15 protein-coding genes and 1 pseudogene are annotated in these 15,779 nt (G+C 59.5%); 7 read left to right on the top strand and 9 right to left on the bottom strand.

All coding sequences use genetic code 11. The features are described 5' to 3' along the window. Window positions 1-52: 52 nt before the first annotated feature. Complete coding sequence (locus QR290_RS15040) at window positions 53-451, top strand: hypothetical protein (RefSeq protein WP_289202924.1); 399 nt, start codon at window positions 53-55, stop codon at window positions 449-451. Here the strand turns inward: QR290_RS15040 and QR290_RS15035 are convergent. Next, on the bottom strand, window positions 448-714 hold the full coding sequence (locus QR290_RS15035; protein ID WP_230730835.1) for a DUF1652 domain-containing protein: 267 nt from the start codon (window positions 712-714) through the stop codon (window positions 448-450). The genes QR290_RS15040 and QR290_RS15035 overlap by 4 nt on opposite strands. 371 nt (window positions 715-1,085) lie before the next feature. On the opposite strand from QR290_RS15035, the gene eco reads away from it, so the two are divergent. Further along, the gene (gene eco / locus QR290_RS15030; protein ID WP_289202923.1) at window positions 1,086-1,571 is read left to right on the top strand and encodes a serine protease inhibitor ecotin; all 486 of its coding nucleotides are present in this window, start codon (window positions 1,086-1,088) and stop codon (window positions 1,569-1,571) included. Window positions 1,572-1,591: 20 nt separating this feature from the next. Continuing rightward, window positions 1,592-1,897, top strand: a complete 306-nt coding sequence (locus tag QR290_RS15025) for an NIPSNAP family protein (RefSeq protein ID WP_289202922.1) — start codon at window positions 1,592-1,594, stop codon at window positions 1,895-1,897. Between the two features lie 30 nt (window positions 1,898-1,927). On the opposite strand, the pseudogene ilvA reads toward QR290_RS15025, so the two are convergent. The 3 genes and pseudogenes from ilvA to QR290_RS15010 all read right to left on the bottom strand — a co-directional run. Next, window positions 1,928-2,917, bottom strand: a pseudogene (gene ilvA / locus QR290_RS15020) (threonine ammonia-lyase, biosynthetic); the annotation flags it as partial. A 204-nt stretch (window positions 2,918-3,121) separates the two neighbouring features. Next, entirely contained in the window at window positions 3,122-4,045 is a 924-nt protein-coding gene (locus tag QR290_RS15015; RefSeq protein ID WP_085683743.1) for a magnesium transporter CorA family protein, read from the bottom strand. A gap of 7 nt (window positions 4,046-4,052) precedes the next feature. After that, window positions 4,053-5,627, bottom strand: coding sequence for a RimK family protein (locus QR290_RS15010; protein WP_115077875.1), 1,575 nt, complete (start codon window positions 5,625-5,627; stop codon window positions 4,053-4,055). 92 nt (window positions 5,628-5,719) lie between these two features. On the opposite strand from QR290_RS15010, the gene QR290_RS15005 reads away from it, so the two are divergent. Next, window positions 5,720-6,823, top strand: coding sequence for a GNAT family N-acetyltransferase/peptidase C39 family protein (locus tag QR290_RS15005; protein WP_289202921.1), 1,104 nt, complete (start codon window positions 5,720-5,722; stop codon window positions 6,821-6,823). A 6-nt stretch (window positions 6,824-6,829) separates the two neighbouring features. Here QR290_RS15005 and QR290_RS15000 read toward each other — a convergent pair whose 3' ends face one another. Beyond that, entirely contained in the window at window positions 6,830-7,975 is a 1,146-nt protein-coding gene (locus tag QR290_RS15000) for a PQQ-dependent sugar dehydrogenase (protein ID WP_289202920.1), read from the bottom strand. 50 nt (window positions 7,976-8,025) lie between these two features. After that, window positions 8,026-8,367 carry a hypothetical protein gene (locus tag QR290_RS14995; RefSeq protein ID WP_115077872.1) on the bottom strand — a complete coding sequence of 114 codons (342 nt, stop codon included), beginning with the start codon at window positions 8,365-8,367 and terminating at the stop codon, window positions 8,026-8,028. A 207-nt stretch (window positions 8,368-8,574) separates the two neighbouring features. Here QR290_RS14995 and QR290_RS14990 point away from each other — a divergent pair, with 207 nt between their 5' ends. Further along, complete coding sequence (locus QR290_RS14990; protein ID WP_289202919.1) at window positions 8,575-9,435, top strand: Ku protein; 861 nt, start codon at window positions 8,575-8,577, stop codon at window positions 9,433-9,435. Window positions 9,436-9,477: 42 nt separating this feature from the next. Here the strand turns inward: QR290_RS14990 and lpxO are convergent, their stop codons facing one another. Further along, window positions 9,478-10,377, bottom strand: coding sequence for a lipid A hydroxylase LpxO (gene lpxO / locus QR290_RS14985; protein ID WP_102718826.1), 900 nt, complete (start codon window positions 10,375-10,377; stop codon window positions 9,478-9,480). Between the two features lie 389 nt (window positions 10,378-10,766). On the opposite strand from lpxO, the gene QR290_RS14980 reads away from it, so the two are divergent. Then, window positions 10,767-12,353 carry an ABC-F family ATPase gene (locus tag QR290_RS14980; RefSeq protein ID WP_115077870.1) on the top strand — a complete coding sequence of 529 codons (1,587 nt, stop codon included), beginning with the start codon at window positions 10,767-10,769 and terminating at the stop codon, window positions 12,351-12,353. Window positions 12,354-12,602: 249 nt separating this feature from the next. Further along, the gene (locus tag QR290_RS14975; RefSeq protein WP_289202918.1) at window positions 12,603-13,790 is read left to right on the top strand and encodes an MFS transporter; all 1,188 of its coding nucleotides are present in this window, start codon (window positions 12,603-12,605) and stop codon (window positions 13,788-13,790) included. 4 nt (window positions 13,791-13,794) lie between these two features. Here the strand turns inward: QR290_RS14975 and QR290_RS14970 are convergent, their stop codons facing one another. Then, window positions 13,795-14,832, bottom strand: a complete 1,038-nt coding sequence (locus QR290_RS14970; protein WP_289202917.1) for an alpha/beta hydrolase family protein — start codon at window positions 14,830-14,832, stop codon at window positions 13,795-13,797. Window positions 14,833-15,067: 235 nt separating this feature from the next. Then, window positions 15,068-15,679 carry an FMN-dependent NADH-azoreductase gene (locus QR290_RS14965; protein WP_085603899.1) on the bottom strand — a complete coding sequence of 204 codons (612 nt, stop codon included), beginning with the start codon at window positions 15,677-15,679 and terminating at the stop codon, window positions 15,068-15,070. Between the last annotated feature and the right edge of the window lie 100 nt (window positions 15,680-15,779).

Here is a 15,779-nt window from a genome sequence, read left to right as displayed (position 1 = left end):
CGGGTCTCGGAGGGTATGCTCGGGGCCCTCCTCACTGCCGCAAGGATTCGCCATGCAGTTGTCGTTTCGCACGCTCTCGACCATCACCTTCTGCCTGTGTTTTCTGCTTTCTCTTGCATGGGGTCTGGCGCCACAGCTGTTGCTGGCGATCTGGAGCATCGAGTATTCGGAGGCAGCCGGATTCGTCGCACGGCGCATGGCGGTGCTGTTTGCGGCGTTGGGGGTGATGTTTTATCTGGTGCGCAACGCGCCGGTGTCGATCGCGCGCAATGCCCTGAGCAACGGCTTTATCGTCGGCTGTTTTGGCCTGGCGGTGCTGGGGTTTGCTGAATGGCTCAACGGCCACGCCGGCCCCGGGATTCTGCTCGCGGTGCTTGTCGAGTTCGCGCTGGGCCTTGGCTTCTTGCAGGCCCGGCGCGTGACGGTCGAACTGGGTGAAACAGTCGGTTAGACGACTCGGGATCGCGGCACTGAATGGGTTGCCGTATGTTGCGCAAGATCCGAGCGCAACCCGGCGATCAGGCCGTTGATTTCGCGACAACTGTTCAGATGACTGGCATCGATGCCACTCACCAGAAGCTCAACCTGATCGGTCTGGTGATCGCCATACACCTTGACGGTCATCGACAGATCCGGGGACAGCGTGCACTGGCAGCGTTTTGGTAGAAAGCTGCTTTCTATGATGTTGCGCAGTTCCAAGGCAGACAGAAACATGGCGAAACCTCTCCTTACTGTGAGACTGCCAATCAAGTATTCACGTTGACCGTTGCCACGCTTTCCCACGGGTGTATCCCCGCTGAATCCTTGGGTGTGACAAGCGGCTGTACTGCGAAATGCCCATTGGAGTGTAGGCGCCCAAAGTCGGTGCGCCGCACCAAATCAACGCATAAAACGTGCCTTTCATCGGCTCGCTTTCACCTCCTTGCAAATCAATGGCTTGGCAAAAAAGCAGGCAACTGGCCAGTTGCAAAATGCAAGATTTGATCGTGCAGGCAATGCAATTTGCATGCGGCTGGCGGTTTGCATTCACCGGCCATGGCAGTGAGAATGCCCGTCAACCAACGTACACCCGCCAGGAGGCTTCAATGGGAAATTTCACTGTATACGCGACCGCCGGCCTGATGCTCGCCAGCCTGTCCACCCTCACCCACGCCGCCAAACTTGAAGACACCGCGCCTTATCTGAAGGCTGAAGCGGGCTTCACGCGCCAGGTCATCCACCTGCCGCAACAGGCTCAGGAAGAAAACTTCAAAGTCGAAATCCTCGCCGGCAAGACCCTCGAAGTCGACTGCAACCGTCAGCGCCTGGGCGGCACCCTCGAAGAGAAAAACCTCGAAGGCTGGGGCTATCCGTTCTACCGCCTGGAAAAGGTCAGCGGCCCGATGAGCACGCTGATGGCCTGCCCACCCGGCACCCAGAAAAAGCGCGCGTTCGTACCGGTGATCGGTGACGGCTTCACCGTGCGCTACAACAGCAAGCTGCCGATCGTGGTTTACGCACCAGCGGACGTCGAAGTGCGCTATCGCATCTGGTCTGCCTCGGACAAGGTCGGCGTCGCCATTCCCGAGTAACTCGCCAAGGAGCATCGGCATTGATTACCTGCCACGTCAGATACGTGATTGACCCCTACCAGCTGGGCGCATTCGAAACCTACGCCAGGACATGGCTTGGCATCGTCGAACGCTTGGGCGGAACGCATCACGGCTACTTCCTGCCCTCGGAAGGCGCGAGCAATATCGCGTATTGCCTGTTCAGTTTCCCGTCGCTGGCGGATTACGAAAGCTATCGCCACATCGCACTGACCGACCCGGAAAGCACGGCACTGGTGGCCGATCTGGTCGAAAAGAAGTTCATCGTCAGCTACGAGCGCAGTTTTCTGCGCCCGTTGTTGCCCTGAGTCCTTTCACGCTGAAACACCGCATGCCGCCGCTCGTTCGGCGACGTGGCGCAAGCTGTCGAAGTTGATATTGGCGCCGGAATCGATGGCGATAAACGTCTGATTCCGTGCGCCGGTTTGCGTCACGTACTGTTTAATGCCCGCGACCGCCAAAGCGCCGGAAGGCTCGGTGATCGAGCGGGTATCGTCGTAGATATTCTTGATCGCCGCGCAGAGCTCGTCGTTGCTGACGGTGATGACCTCATCCACGCAGAAGCGGCAAACCTCGAACCCGAAGGCGCCGATCTGCGCCACCGCCACGCCATCGGCGAATGTGCCCACGTTGGGCAGCACTACTCGCTCATTCGCTTGCATGGCAGCCTTCAGGCAGGCCGAGTGCTCCGACTCCACGCCGATGATCCGTACTTCAGGTCGCAGGTATTTCACGTACGCCGCGATGCCGGCGATCAACCCGCCACCGCCCACGGGGACGAAGATCGCATCCAGTGTGCCTTGATGTTCGCGCAGGATTTCCATCGCAACCGTGCCTTGGCCAGCGATCACATCGGGATCGTCGAATGGCGAGACGAATGTTCGGCCGGTCTGCTCGGCAAGTTGCAGCGCGTGGGCCAGGGCAAACGGAAAGCTTTCGCCATGCAATAGCGCCTCGGCTCCGCGACTACTGACGCCCAGCACTTTCAACTCAGGCGTGGTCGCCGGCATGACAATGGTCGCGGCAATGCCCAGTTCCCGCGCCGCCAGCGCTACGCCTTGGGCATGATTGCCCGCTGAAGCCGTGATCACTCCGCGCGCCTTCTGCTCGTCGCTCAACTGCACCAGTTTGTTGTAGGCACCACGGATCTTGAAGGAGAACGTCGGTTGCAGGTCTTCGCGCTTGAGCAGGATCCGATTACCCAGCGCCTCGGACAGCGCCGGCGCCGGTTGCAGCGGCGTACGCACCGCCAGTTCATACACCGGCGCGGCGAGGATCTTTTTCACGTACTGCTCAAGCAAGGCTTGCTGGGCGGGGCTGTAGCGCATGGTCGTCTCCTGACGTTCGATTCAGAACCCCGGAGACAGAAAGTGAAAACCCGCCTCTAGGGCGGGTTGGGTGCTGCAGTCGTGAGCTAGCCCGCCAAATGAGGAATGGCGGTAATAATGCTTGGCTGGCAGCGCAGTACGGTGGAAGTCATGGGCCCGAAATTAGCTCGGGCGCTGCGGGCAAGTCAATGGCGAATTTTGCTTTCATTTCGCCAGACGCCTGAGCCCAAACAGCATCCCGCCCGCCCCCAGCAGCATTGCCGCGAGAAACAACGGGTACGACACCCACCACGGCGTGCCGGCGGTCATCATGCTGAATTCCGACATGCCGCCAATGCTCGCGATCAGGTTGAGCGGCAGGAACACGACGTTGATCAACGTCAGTTTGCGCAGCAGGTTGTTCATGCTGTTGTTCATCAAGTTACCCCGGGCGTCGATCAGCCCGGAGAACACCGTCGAGTAGATTTCCGCCTGCTTGTAGCACTGGTTGTTTTCGATGATCAGGTCGTCGATCAGCCCGATCGCTTCGCTGCCGAAATGCTGTTTTTCCGCGTGATTGCGCAGTCGCGTCAGCACCGCGCCGTTGCTGTGCAGGGCGTTGATGTAATAGATCAGGCTTTCGCTGAGGTTGAACATCTGCACCAGATGCTGGTTCTGCATCGAGGCGTTGAATTTCTGCTGCAACTCCCGGGCGACCAGTTTGATCACCTTCAGATGCCCTAGGTAGTGATGGATGTTGTTGAACAGCAGATCCAGCAACACATCCAGCGGCGTGTTCAATGGCTGGCGTGTGCCGACTCCGTGCAGCGGCGTGTCGTCCGTGGCGATCACCAACAACTGGCCCGGTGAGAACAGCAAACCGCAGGACGACACCTCGAAGGCCAGGCTGCCACCACCGGAATAGTTTTCCGGGCGTTTCCAGATCAGGAACAAGTGATCGGGGTGAAACTCGATCCGCGACACTTCGTCCGGATCCAGCGCCGAGGCCAGCGCGTGTTCATCAAGCTTGAAGTGACTGTGCAGCAAGTCGCGCTCGGCCGCGTCGGGGTCGCTGAACAGCATCACCTCGGCGTCCAGTCGCTCGACCCGCTGCAAACCGCCGTGATTCAGTGCAAAGCTGTTGATCATCGGCCGGTCACCAGGCCTGGCCACGGCGCTTGAGTTCGAGACGCCGCACAAACTCTTCCAGCACCAGCGAATACAGATCGTCCTGCAAATAAGCGTCTTCGATGCCGGCGTCGAGGTTCGGGTTGTCGTTAACCTCGATTACCACCACCTTGTCGCCAGCCTGTTTCAGATCAACGCCGTACAAGCCGTCGCCGATCAGGTTGGCGGTTTTCACCGCCAGCTCCACCACTGCGCGCGGCGCTTCGTGAATCGCCAGCGTGCGGCATTCGCCGTTGACGTCCTGACCCTTGGCCTTGTGGTTGTAGATCTGCCAATGGCCCTTGGACATGAAGTACTGGCAGGCAAAGATCGGTTTGCGGTTGAGCACGCCGATGCGCCAGTCGTACTCGGTGTAGAAAAACTCCTGGGCCAGCAACAGCACCGAATGCTCGAACAGCTCGGCGGTGGCCTCCAGCAAAGCCTCTTGGCTCTCGACCTTGATCACGCCACGGGAGAAGCAACCATCCGGGATCTTCAGCACCAACGGAAAACCGAGGCGTTCGCCGACCCGTTCGAAGTCTTCGGGTCGCTCCTTGTAGAGGATTTCCGTGGCGGGCATGCCCAGTTGATGGCTGTTGAGCAGATCCGTGAGATAGACCTTGTTGGTGCAGCGCAGGATTGACGTCGGGTCGTCCATCACCACCAGCCCTTCGCTTTCAGCCTTCTTGGCGAACCGGTAAGTGTGGTTGTCGACGCTGGTGGTCTCGCGGATCAGCAAGCCGTCGTACTCGGCCAGCCTTGCGTAGTCCTTGCGTTCGATCAGCTCGACATCGATGCCCATGCCCTTGCCGACCCGCACAAAGTTTTCCAGCGCGCGGGCGTTGGACGGCGGTAACGCCTCCTGCGGATCGTGCAGGATCGCCAGGTCATAACGCGCCACTTGCGGCGAACGCGGAACACGCCAGATCTTGCGGCTGAAGCCATCCAGCGCATTGGCGAACTGATCTTCCTGATCGTCACGCAACTTGTGCAAGGCACCGGACTTTATACCTTCGATGTGCCAGCCATTAGTTCGGCGAAACTCAACTAACAGAATCGGACACGGAAACACTTCAAACAATTGTCGGGCCAGATCCTGCAACGGCTCGATATGGGTTCTACCGAAATAAAGTGTCAGCGTAAAACCTTCGGTGTCGCTGTAGAGATGATGGCTGAGGGCTTTTTCCAGGGTTTTATCCAGGTCATCCAGCGCCAGGCCGTAAAGCGATTTTCGGGTCAGTTCGCTGATGGTCCGCACCGAGGGAATCACCTTGTGCCCCCGGGCTTCAGCCAGCAGCGAGCAGTAATAGCCGTGGCCCAGGTACTTGTAGCTGCGGCACAGATTGATCACCTGCACCCGTTTTCCTGGCTCGTTTTCGGGTGGTTGTTCAAGGTATTCCTGGGCCGTCAGGATGTCTTCGCTGGGAAAGTACGAGGCCCAGTCTTCCTTGCGTTCGACGATGATCAACACTTGACTGGAAGTTCTGATCTGCGGTTTTAAATAAGTTGCCGGTGGCAAACTTTGACTGGATACTTCGCGCCAATGACCCTGTACCGCTGACATAGAAATTGATCCGTTGGAGAACAAGAGCTTTTCTATTAAGCACGAAGTTTTTCGAAAGTCCCGTTTCGTTACGTAACTTTTACGGTGGTCATATGAATGCTGTTTTTCGCCTGGCGGTCGTTGATGATTTGCCTGCGTTGCTCACGCTGGAGATGCACTGCTTCACCACGGACCGGCTCACACGCCGCAGTTTCCAATGGATGATCACTCGGGCCCACGGGCAATTATGGGTGGCCGAGCGCGAGGGCCAACTGGCCGGGTATGCGTTGGTGCTGTTTCATCGCGGCACCTCGCTGGCCCGGCTGTATTCGATTGCGATTGCTCCCGAAGCGCGCGGCGGCGGTCTGGGCAAACAATTGCTGCAACGGATCGAGGCCTGCGCACTTGAGCACGACTGCGCCTATCTGCGGCTGGAAGTGCGCACCGATAATCCCGCCGCCATCGCCCTATACGAGCGCAACGGCTACCGGCGCTTCGCACTGATCCATGACTACTACGAGGATCACGCCGACGCGCTGCGTCTGGAAAAACGCATTCTCCAGCACCGCGACTCACGCAACATCAAAGTCCCCTATTACCGACAAACCACCGATTTCACCTGCGGCCCGGCCTGCTTGCTGATGGCGATGGGGGCGCTGCAGGCCGATCGTTTGCTGGAGCGCCGCGAGGAATTGCAGTTGTGGCGCGAGGCAACCACGGTGTTCATGACAGCCGGCCATGGCGGTTGCAGCCCGCAGGGCCTGGCACTGGCGGCGTGGCGCCGGGGTTTCAACGTACGTTTGCAACTGAGCATGAGCGGGCCGCTGTTTCTCGACGGCGTGCGCAATGCGCATAAAAAAGACGTCATGCGCCTGGTCCATGACGAGTTCATGGCGCAACTGAACGACACCGATGTCGATCAAGTGATCGGCGTAGCGCTGGATTTACCCACGTTGCTGGCCAACGGTGGACAGCCTCTGGTGCTGATCAGCAGCTATCGCCTGACCCGTTCCAAGTCGCCGCACTGGGTGATCGTCACCGACTGCGATGAAGACTTCGTCTACCTGCACGATCCTGATGTCGATCACAGCCAGCATCGCCAGCCCATGGACTGCCAGCACGTGCCGGTCAGCCATGGGGAGTTCGAGAAAATGTGCCGCTTCGGTCGTGGCAAGCTGCGGGCGGCGGTGGTGCTTTATGCCCGCTCACCCGCATGAACGGGATTACTTGAGTCCGACCTTGTACAGCGAACCGTCGGACTCATCGGTCAGCACATACAGGTAACCATCCGGCCCCTGGCGCACATCACGGATCCGCTGTTTCAGTTCGCCCAGCAAGCGCTCTTCATGAACCACCTTGTCGCCATCGAACTGCAAGCGGATCAGTTCCTGCGTCACCAGCGCGCCGATGAACACGTTGTGCTGCCACGGTTTGAAGCGATCGGCATCGTAGAAAGCCATACCGGTGACGCCCGGGGATTTTTCCCAGACATGGTGGGGCCCTACCGTGCCTTCGGCGGTTTTGCCCTTGGCTTCCGGGATCGGTTGCATGGAGTAGTTGATGCCGTGGGTCGCCAGTGGCCAGCCGTAGTTCTTGCCGCGCTCGATAATGTTCACCTCGTCGCCGCCGCGCGGGCCGTGCTCGTTTTCCCACAAGGTGCCGGTCCACGGGTTGAGCGCAGCGCCCTGTGGGTTGCGATGGCCGTAGGACCAGATCTCCGGGCGTACGCCGGACTGGCCGACAAAGGGATTGTCATCGGGTACTTTGCCGTCGGGGTAGATCCGCACGACCTTGCCTTGCAGCTTGTCCAGATCCTGCGCGGTCGGGCGGTCGTTGTTTTCGCCCAAGGTGATGAACAGGTAACCATCCCGATCGAACACCAGCCGCGAGCCGAAGTGGTTGCCGACCGACAGTTTCGGCTCCTGACGGAAGATCACGTTGAAGTCCTTCAGGGTTTTCAGGTCATCCGACAGGCGCCCGCGCCCGACCGCCGTTCCTGCCTTGTCACCTGCACCGCCGCCCTCGGCGTAGGACAGGTATACAAGGCGATCCTGTTTGAAATCCGGCGACAGGACCACGTCGAGCAATCCGCCCTGCCCCTTGGCCCAGACGTCCGGCACACCGGTGATCGGCGCGGACAGTTTGCCGTCAGCGCCTACCACGCGCAGGTTGCCGGGGCGTTCGGTGACCAGCATGCCCTGACGATCCGGCAGGAAAGCCAAGGCCCAAGGATGCTCCAGCCCCTGGGTAATCGTCGTGACTTCAAGGGTGCCCTGCTCGCTTTGCAGCTCTTTGGGAGCGGCGGCGAATGCCGGGGCGGCGATCAGTGCACTGGCACACAGGCCGGCCAGAAGGGTTTTACGCAACATGCACGATTCCTTTTGTTCGTTTGAAGGGCTGACAGAAGCGGTTCTGCCATTCAACGGTTGCTCCCGCTGTCACGGGCTGGAGGGTTGGGAATGAAGGTGGGGGGCGTGCTCGGTACCGAGCGCAGCGGCTGGCCGTTGCCGATGCCGCGGTTTTCCAGGGTCGGCGGCCGTGGCACAGGCACCGTGTTCGGCCCGCGAAGCGGCGGAGCACTGGGCTGGGTGCCCTGCATGCTGTTGGGGTTTGCCCGGCGAATCGGGCTGTTGTAGGGGTTGCTGCTGTTGCCGGTCGGACTTTGCGCCAGCAACAGCGATGAATGCGTGGTGGCGCCCTCGGCGTGAACCAGCCCGCCACTGAGGGCCAGCAACGCAATGCCAAGCAGGAAACGGTTCATGAGCGGCCTCTCTTGATGCGCGTGTTTTGATGCATGTGGCTTAGAGCCTTCGAGTCCACGCTACGCCGTGGGTTCGGATTTGTTAACCCGTCACCTCTAAACAAGATGTAACACGGCTTGACCTGCCGTTTACCTCTGCCCCCGCAAACAACGGAAACTTTTGCGCCGGGCCACGGGTCACCCGAACATCACTCGGAGAACAGCACCATGGCTCGGGCAATCTGGAAAGGCGCAATCAGTTTCGGTCTGGTGCACATCCCCGTGGCGCTGGTCTCCGCGACCTCGTCCCAGGGCGTCGACTTCGACTGGCTCGACAGCCGCAGCATGGATCCGGTCGGCTATAAACGGGTCAACAAGGTCACCGGCAAGGAAGTCACCAAGGAGCACATCGTCAAAGGCGTGCAGTTCGAAAAAGGCCGCTACGTGGTGCTCAGCGAGGAAGAAATCCGTTCGGCGCACCCGGTTTCGACCCAGACCATCGACATTTTCGCTTTCGTCGATAGCGAGCAGATACCACTACAGAACATCGATACGCCCTACTATCTGGCCCCGGACAAGCGCGGCGGCAAGGTCTACGCCTTGCTACGTGAAACACTGAGCAAAACCCGGAAGGTCGCCCTCGCCCGAGTGGTTTTACACACGCGCCAGTATCTGGCGGCGTTGATGCCGCTGGAGTCGGCGCTGGTGCTGGTGAAGCTGCGCTGGCCGCAGGAAGTGCGCAGCCTCGACGAACTGGCGCTGGGCAGTGAGGTGACCAAGCCGCAGTTGGCCAAGGGTGAGCTGGACATGGCCAAACGGCTGGTGGAAGACATGACGGCGGACTGGACGCCCGAGGACTACAACGACGAGTTCGAAAACAAGATCATGGCGCTGGTGGACAAGAAGGCCCACGAGGGCAAGATCGAGGACGTTGAAACCGTTGATGGCGAAGAAGAGCGCAAGTCTGCGGATGTTATCGACCTTACCGAATTGCTCAAACGCAGCCTCGGCGGGAAAGCCCCGGCCAAACCGGCGAAGAAGACCGCCAGCAAGACAACAGCGGCGAAGAAGACCAAAAAAGCCTCGTGAAAATGAAATCGGGCGACTGTCTTTCAACAGTCGCCCGATTCGTCAAATCAGAATGAAGATCGCCAGCAGACCGCCGAAGATCGCCCACTTTTCCATGTAGTAAAGCTTGCGATTGCGTTTTTTCAGCTCTTTGCCGCGCAGGCGAATCTTGTAGATCTTGGTAAACAAGCGGTTGATGCCACCCGTGCGGTCACCCGCATCGTTAGGCGCACCGGCCGCCGACATCACGGTGCGGCTGAACCAGCCATTGAACGCCGCTGCCCAGCGGTACTTCATCGGACGCTCGACGTCGCAGAACAGGATGATGCGGTTCTGGTCGGTGGTGTTTTCCGCGTAGTGAATGAAGGTCTCGTCGAACATCACTGCTTCGCCATCACGCCAGTGATAGTTCTCGCCATCGACGTTGATGTAGCAACCGGCATCATTCGGCGTTTCCAGACCCAGGTGATAACGGTAGGAACCGGCGTACGGGTCGCGGTGACGAACCAGTTTCGAGCCCGGCGGCAGCTCGGCGAACATTGCGGCCTTGATCGAACCGATGCTCTGCACCAGCTCAGTGGTACGCGGGCACAGTTGCAGCGCCGACGGGTGGCTGTCGCCGTACCACTTCAGGTAGAAACGCTTCCAGCCGGTCTTGAAGAACGAGTTGAAACCGACGTCGTCGTACTGGTTCGAGCGCTTGATCTCGCCGGCGCGCAGCAGGTTGCGGCCTTCTTCACGGATTTCTTCCCAGTGCGTCTGCAACGGAGTCAGGTCGGGGAAGTCCTTCGGGTCCAGGTACGGTGTGTTGGGCTTTTTCGAAAACAGATAAAGGAAGCAATTGATCGGCGCCAGAAATGACGAGTGATCGCTCAGTTGACGACCAAGTTTGTGGCGCACGCGACCGCGCAGATGAACGTATGCAATGGAAATGACATATACAGCGGCAATGATGAGTTTCACGGAAATCGTCACACGTCAGAAGTGAACAAACTGCACGCCTTTAGGGCTGTGGCCCAAGGTCTGTGGCAGTGGTCTGAAAACAAAAAGCGTCCCGGTGGCGCATCCTTGAGCCCATGCCGTACAAGGCATTGGGTGAATGGATGGCATTTTAGCCACAGTTTGTAAGCAATAGTGAACACTGATCTGTGAAAAACTGTCCCGCGATAGCACCAAACGGCAATCGGGATGTCACCGCCCTATCGTTTAAAGAGCCAGACCAGTACAATCGCCGCCAAACTTTACGCGCCCCCTTGGTTGATGACGGGATTGTCCCGCCTCAGCGCACTTCGACTCGGGCCAAGCGCTCCGGCTGCACCCTCGCTACTCAGCACGCTTCGCAGGAAAAACCTTTGATTTCTACAGCTAACATCACCATGCAGTTCGGCGCCAAGCCGCTGTTTGAAAACGTTTCGGTCAAATTCAACGGCGGCAACCGCTACGGCCTGATCGGCGCCAACGGTTGCGGCAAGTCGACCTTCATGAAAATCCTCGGCGGCGACCTCGAGCCGTCCGGTGGCCAGGTCATGCTGGAGCCGAACGTACGCCTGGGTAAATTGCGCCAGGATCAGTTCGCCTACGAAGAATTCACCGTGATCGACACCGTGATCATGGGTCACGAAGAGCTGTGGAAGGTAAAGGCCGAGCGCGACCGCATTTACTCGCTGCCGGAAATGAGCGAAGAGGACGGCATGGCCGTGGCCGAGCTGGAAACCGAGTTCGCCGAGATGGACGGCTACACCGCCGAATCCCGCGCAGGTGAACTGCTGCTGGGTCTGGGCATTCCTTTGGAACAGCATTTCGGCCCGATGACCGAAGTTGCGCCGGGCTGGAAGCTGCGTGTCCTGTTGGCCCAGGCACTGTTCTCCGATCCGGAAGTGCTGCTGCTCGACGAACCGACCAACCACCTGGACATCAACACCATCCGCTGGCTGGAAACGATTTTGACGGCGCGTAACAGCACCATGATCATCATTTCCCACGACCGTCACTTCCTGAACAGCGTCTGTACCCACATGGCTGACCTGGACTACGGCGAGCTGCGCCTGTTCCCGGGCAACTACGACGAGTACATGACTGCGGCGACCCAGTCCCGCGAGCAACTGCTGTCGGACAACGCCAAGAAGAAAGCCCAGATTGCCGAACTGCAAACGTTCGTCAGCCGCTTCTCGGCCAACGCCTCGAAAGCCAAACAGGCCACTTCCCGTGCCAAGCAGATCGACAAGATCCAGCTGGCCGAGGTCAAGCCATCGAGCCGCGTGAGCCCGTTCATCCGTTTCGAACAGACCAAGAAGCTGCACCGCCAGGCCGTGACCATCGAGCAGATGTCCAAAGGCTTCGACGGCAAGACCCTGTTCAAAAACTTCAGCTTCACCGTTGAAGCCGGCGAGCGCGTAGCGATCATCGGCCCGAACGGTATCGGCAAGACCACCCTGCTGCGCACGCTGATGGGCGAACTGACCCCGGACGCAGGCACGGTCAAGTGGACCGAAAGCGCGGAGCTGGGTTACTACGCTCAGGACCACGCCCACGACTTCGAAGACGATGTCAGCCTGTTCGACTGGATGGGTCAGTGGACTCAGGGCGAGCAAGTGATCCGTGGCACCCTCGGTCGCATGCTGTTCTCCAACGACGAGATCCTCAAGTCGGTGAAGGTGATTTCCGGTGGTGAGCAAGGTCGCATGCTGTTCGGCAAGCTGATCCTGCAAAAGCCGAACGTTCTGGTGATGGACGAACCGACCAACCACCTGGACATGGAATCGATCGAGGCGTTGAACCTGGCGCTGGAAAACTACCCGGGCACGCTGATCTTCGTCAGCCACGACCGTGAGTTCGTATCGTCCCTGGCCACGCGCATCATCGAGCTGAGCCCGAACGGCGTGACCGACTTCAGCGGCACCTACGACGATTACCTGCGCAGCCAAGGCGTAGTGTTCTAAGTCGAATCGAGCGGTAAACAGAAAGCCCTGTCCTTGTGACAGGGCTTTTTGCATTTCTGAGTGACAACCGTTTCGTGGCCGAAAAATCGCCAGCAGGCTGGCTCCCACAGGAGAACACATTTCAAAATGTTGGAGCGAGCCTGCTCGCGATAGCGTTCCAAAGCACACAAAATAGTTAGCCTGCTTTCTTTTATTTCAACGCCACGCCATGATGCGGACTCTCCCACCGCCGCCCGCGAACGAGTCCTCATGTCTGCGCAGCAACAGCCACCGCAAAGCTCCATGGCGATCACCCTGCAGATCGTCTCCATCGTTTTCTATACCTTTATTGCCTTCCTCTGCATCGGCCTGCCGATTGCGGTGCTGCCCGGCTATGTGCACGAGCAATTGGGTTTCAGTGCCGTAATCGCGGGGCTGGTGATCGGTTCGCAATACCTCGCCACCCTGCTCAGCCGGCCAATGGCCGGGCGCATGTCGGACACCGTCGGCACCAAACGGGCAATTGTGTATGGCTTGTCGGGGATTGTGCTCAGCGGTGTGCTGACGCTGGTTTCGACGCTGCTGCAGAGCTTGCCGTTGTTGAGCCTGTCGATCCTGATCGTCGGTCGCCTGCTGCTGGGGATCGCCCAGGGCCTGATCGGCGTCGGTACCATCAGTTGGTGCATGGGCCAGGTCGGTGCCGAACACACCGCGCGCTCGATTTCGTGGAACGGCATCGCGTCTTACGGCGCGATTGCCATCGGCGCGCCGTTGGGCGTGGTGATGGTCGCCGACTATGGTTTCGAGAGCCTTGGCATTGCATTGTCGCTGCTCGCGGCCGGCGCCTTGCTGCTGATTCGCAACAAGCCGTCGGTGCCGGTGGTCCGCGGCGAACGGCTGCCGTTCTGGGCGGTGTTCGGGAGGATTGCGCCGTTTGGCGCCAGTCTGAGCCTGGCGTCGATTGGCTACGGCACGCTGACCACGTTCATTACCCTGTATTACCTCAATCGCGGCTGGACCGGCGCGGCGTACTGCCTGACCGTGTTCGGTGTGTGTTTCATTCTGTCGCGGCTGCTGTTCATTTCAGCCATCGGGCGTTTCGGTGGATTCACCTCGGCGATTGCCTGCATGACCATCGAAACCGTCGGTCTGGTCATGCTGTGGCTGGCGCCTTCGACCGCGTATGCCTTGATCGGTGCCGGTCTGGCAGGGTTCGGCCTGTCGCTGGTGTACCCGGCGCTGGGCGTCGAAGCGATCAAGCAGGTGCCCAATTCCAGTCGCGGAGCCGGGCTGAGTGCTTATGCGGTGTTTTTCGATCTGGCGCTGGCGATTGCCGGGCCGTTGATGGGCGCGGTGGCGCTGAATCTGGGCTATTCGTGGATTTTCTTCAGCGCGGCCGTGCTGTCCGTGTCCGGATTGGGATTGACGTTGTTGCTCAAGCGCCGGGCCATGGCGTAAACGCTCACTGATCCGCTGTCTGCATTCCCGCGCGGGTAGGCCTGCCCAAGGCATGTGAGAAGAACCGCCCGGCCTCGGAAATCAGGTTGCGGTGGATGTCTTCGCGGTCCACGCCATCGGCATCAGTGCACAGGGCCGGCATCGCACGAATCTGCTCCTCATTGCATGGCGCCATGAACACGAAGTGCCCTGCCCCAGCCAGCAATTTGAAATCCGGTGCCGTTGGCAGTTTGCGCGCCAGAGCGGCGGCGTTTTTGTCGAAGGCCACCAGTTTGTCGCCGTCGCCGCTGTACAGCAGCACCGGCACATGCACATCGGCCAGGGTGTGACGACCAAACTTGAGGCTCAGCGGCGCCATCAGCAGCAACGCATGCACGCGCGGATCGGCCACCGGTTGCAGATCGTCACGGTCGACAATCAACTCACCCTGGGTGTTGCAGGCGTCGCGGTCGTACGGGCGCTCCTGGCAGTAACGGCGCAGACGATCCAGATCAGGCTGTGCACCGGACAAAATCAACGCCGTTTCGCCACCCGCCGAATAGCCGATCACGCCAACCTGCTCGGCGTTGACATACGGCGCGAGCATGCGATCGCCCAACGTCGCGGTAATGGCTTCAGAAATCTGGATCGGCCGGCCATAGAGATTGCTCAACGTACCGAGGCGGCTGTGATCCTTGGAGTTGTCGCCGGGGTGAATCACCGCCACCACCACAAAGCCCTTGCGGGCCAGTGACGTGGCCAGGTCGTGCAGCGCCAGTGGCGTGCCGGTGTTGCCGTGGGACAGCATCAGCATCGGGAAGCGGCCGATGGCGACTTTGGTGTCTTCGCCGGCCTCGACCGAATAGCCTTCGAGCAAACTCATGTGTTCGCGGTCGCTGGAGGGATAGAACGCGATGGCACGCATCGGTTGCAGGTCGAGCGGGTCGAGGAACGTCATCTCGTGATAGCCGACGCTCCAGCGCGGGTGTTGCCCGGGCGCAGCGTGCACTGAATTCAGGCTGCCGAGCAGGCAAATCAGTAACGCTGCACAAAGACGCATCATGGGATGCCCCACCCTGTTGTTACTCAATCGAAAGATCCGTTGTGTTCGACGCCCGAAATTCCGAGGTTCGGAGATCCGACGCGGCGTTGCACTCAGACGTTGATCATCAGACTGCATAACCCGGGCCAGATTATGTAACAGTCAGAAACAAAAAACTCCGTATCTGGCCCTTGCAGAACCAGAATACAGAGTTTTTTTGGGTTTGCCTGAACAGGAGCTGTTCTTTACGCAAGCCTTACGCGGCGGCGAACAGTTGCTCGCTGATCTTCGCTTGAGCGGCAGTCATGGCGTTGTTGCGCACTTCTTCGCCATAGGCCAGGCCTTCAGCGCGAACGACTTCGATGTCGGTGATGCCGAGGAAGCCGAAAACCAGTTTCAGGTAGTCTTCGTGCGCCACACCCGAAGCTTGACCTGCGTGGATGCCGCCAGCGGTGGAGACGATCACCACTTTCTTGCCACCGCACAGACCTTCAGGGCCGGCTTCGGTGTAACGGAAAGTCTGGCCGGCAACGGCGATGCGGTCGATCCAGGCTTTGAGCTGGGTCGGCACGGTGAAGTTGTACATCGGGGCAGCAACGACGATGGCGTCGGCGGCGATGAATTCGGCCAGGGTGGTGGCGCTCAGTTCGGCTTCGTGCTGTTGTGCGGCGTTGCGCAGTTCAGCGGTGGTGCCGGCGGCAACCAGAGTGGTCGACGAGAAGTGGCTGATGGCGTCGGCGGCCAGGTCGCGGTAGGTCACGACAGCGCTTGGCTCGGCGGCTTGCCAGGCTTGAGTCACTTGGCTGCTCAGCTGACGGGAAGCGGAGTTGTCGCCCAGAATGCTCGAATCGATGTGCAGCAGTTTCATGTGGAATCTCCTGGAATGAATCGCCGGTGGCGACGGAATGGTGGCAATCCTACCGATGAAACCAATAGCTGATTAGACAGCAACAATGCGATAGTTCGTC

The organism is Pseudomonas fluorescens, assembly GCF_030344995.1.
Taxonomy (GTDB): Bacteria; Pseudomonadota; Gammaproteobacteria; order Pseudomonadales; family Pseudomonadaceae; genus Aquipseudomonas; species Aquipseudomonas fluorescens_BF.
The sequence above is the reverse complement of the archived record's forward strand: the minus strand, read 5'-3'. Positions and strand labels throughout refer to the sequence as shown.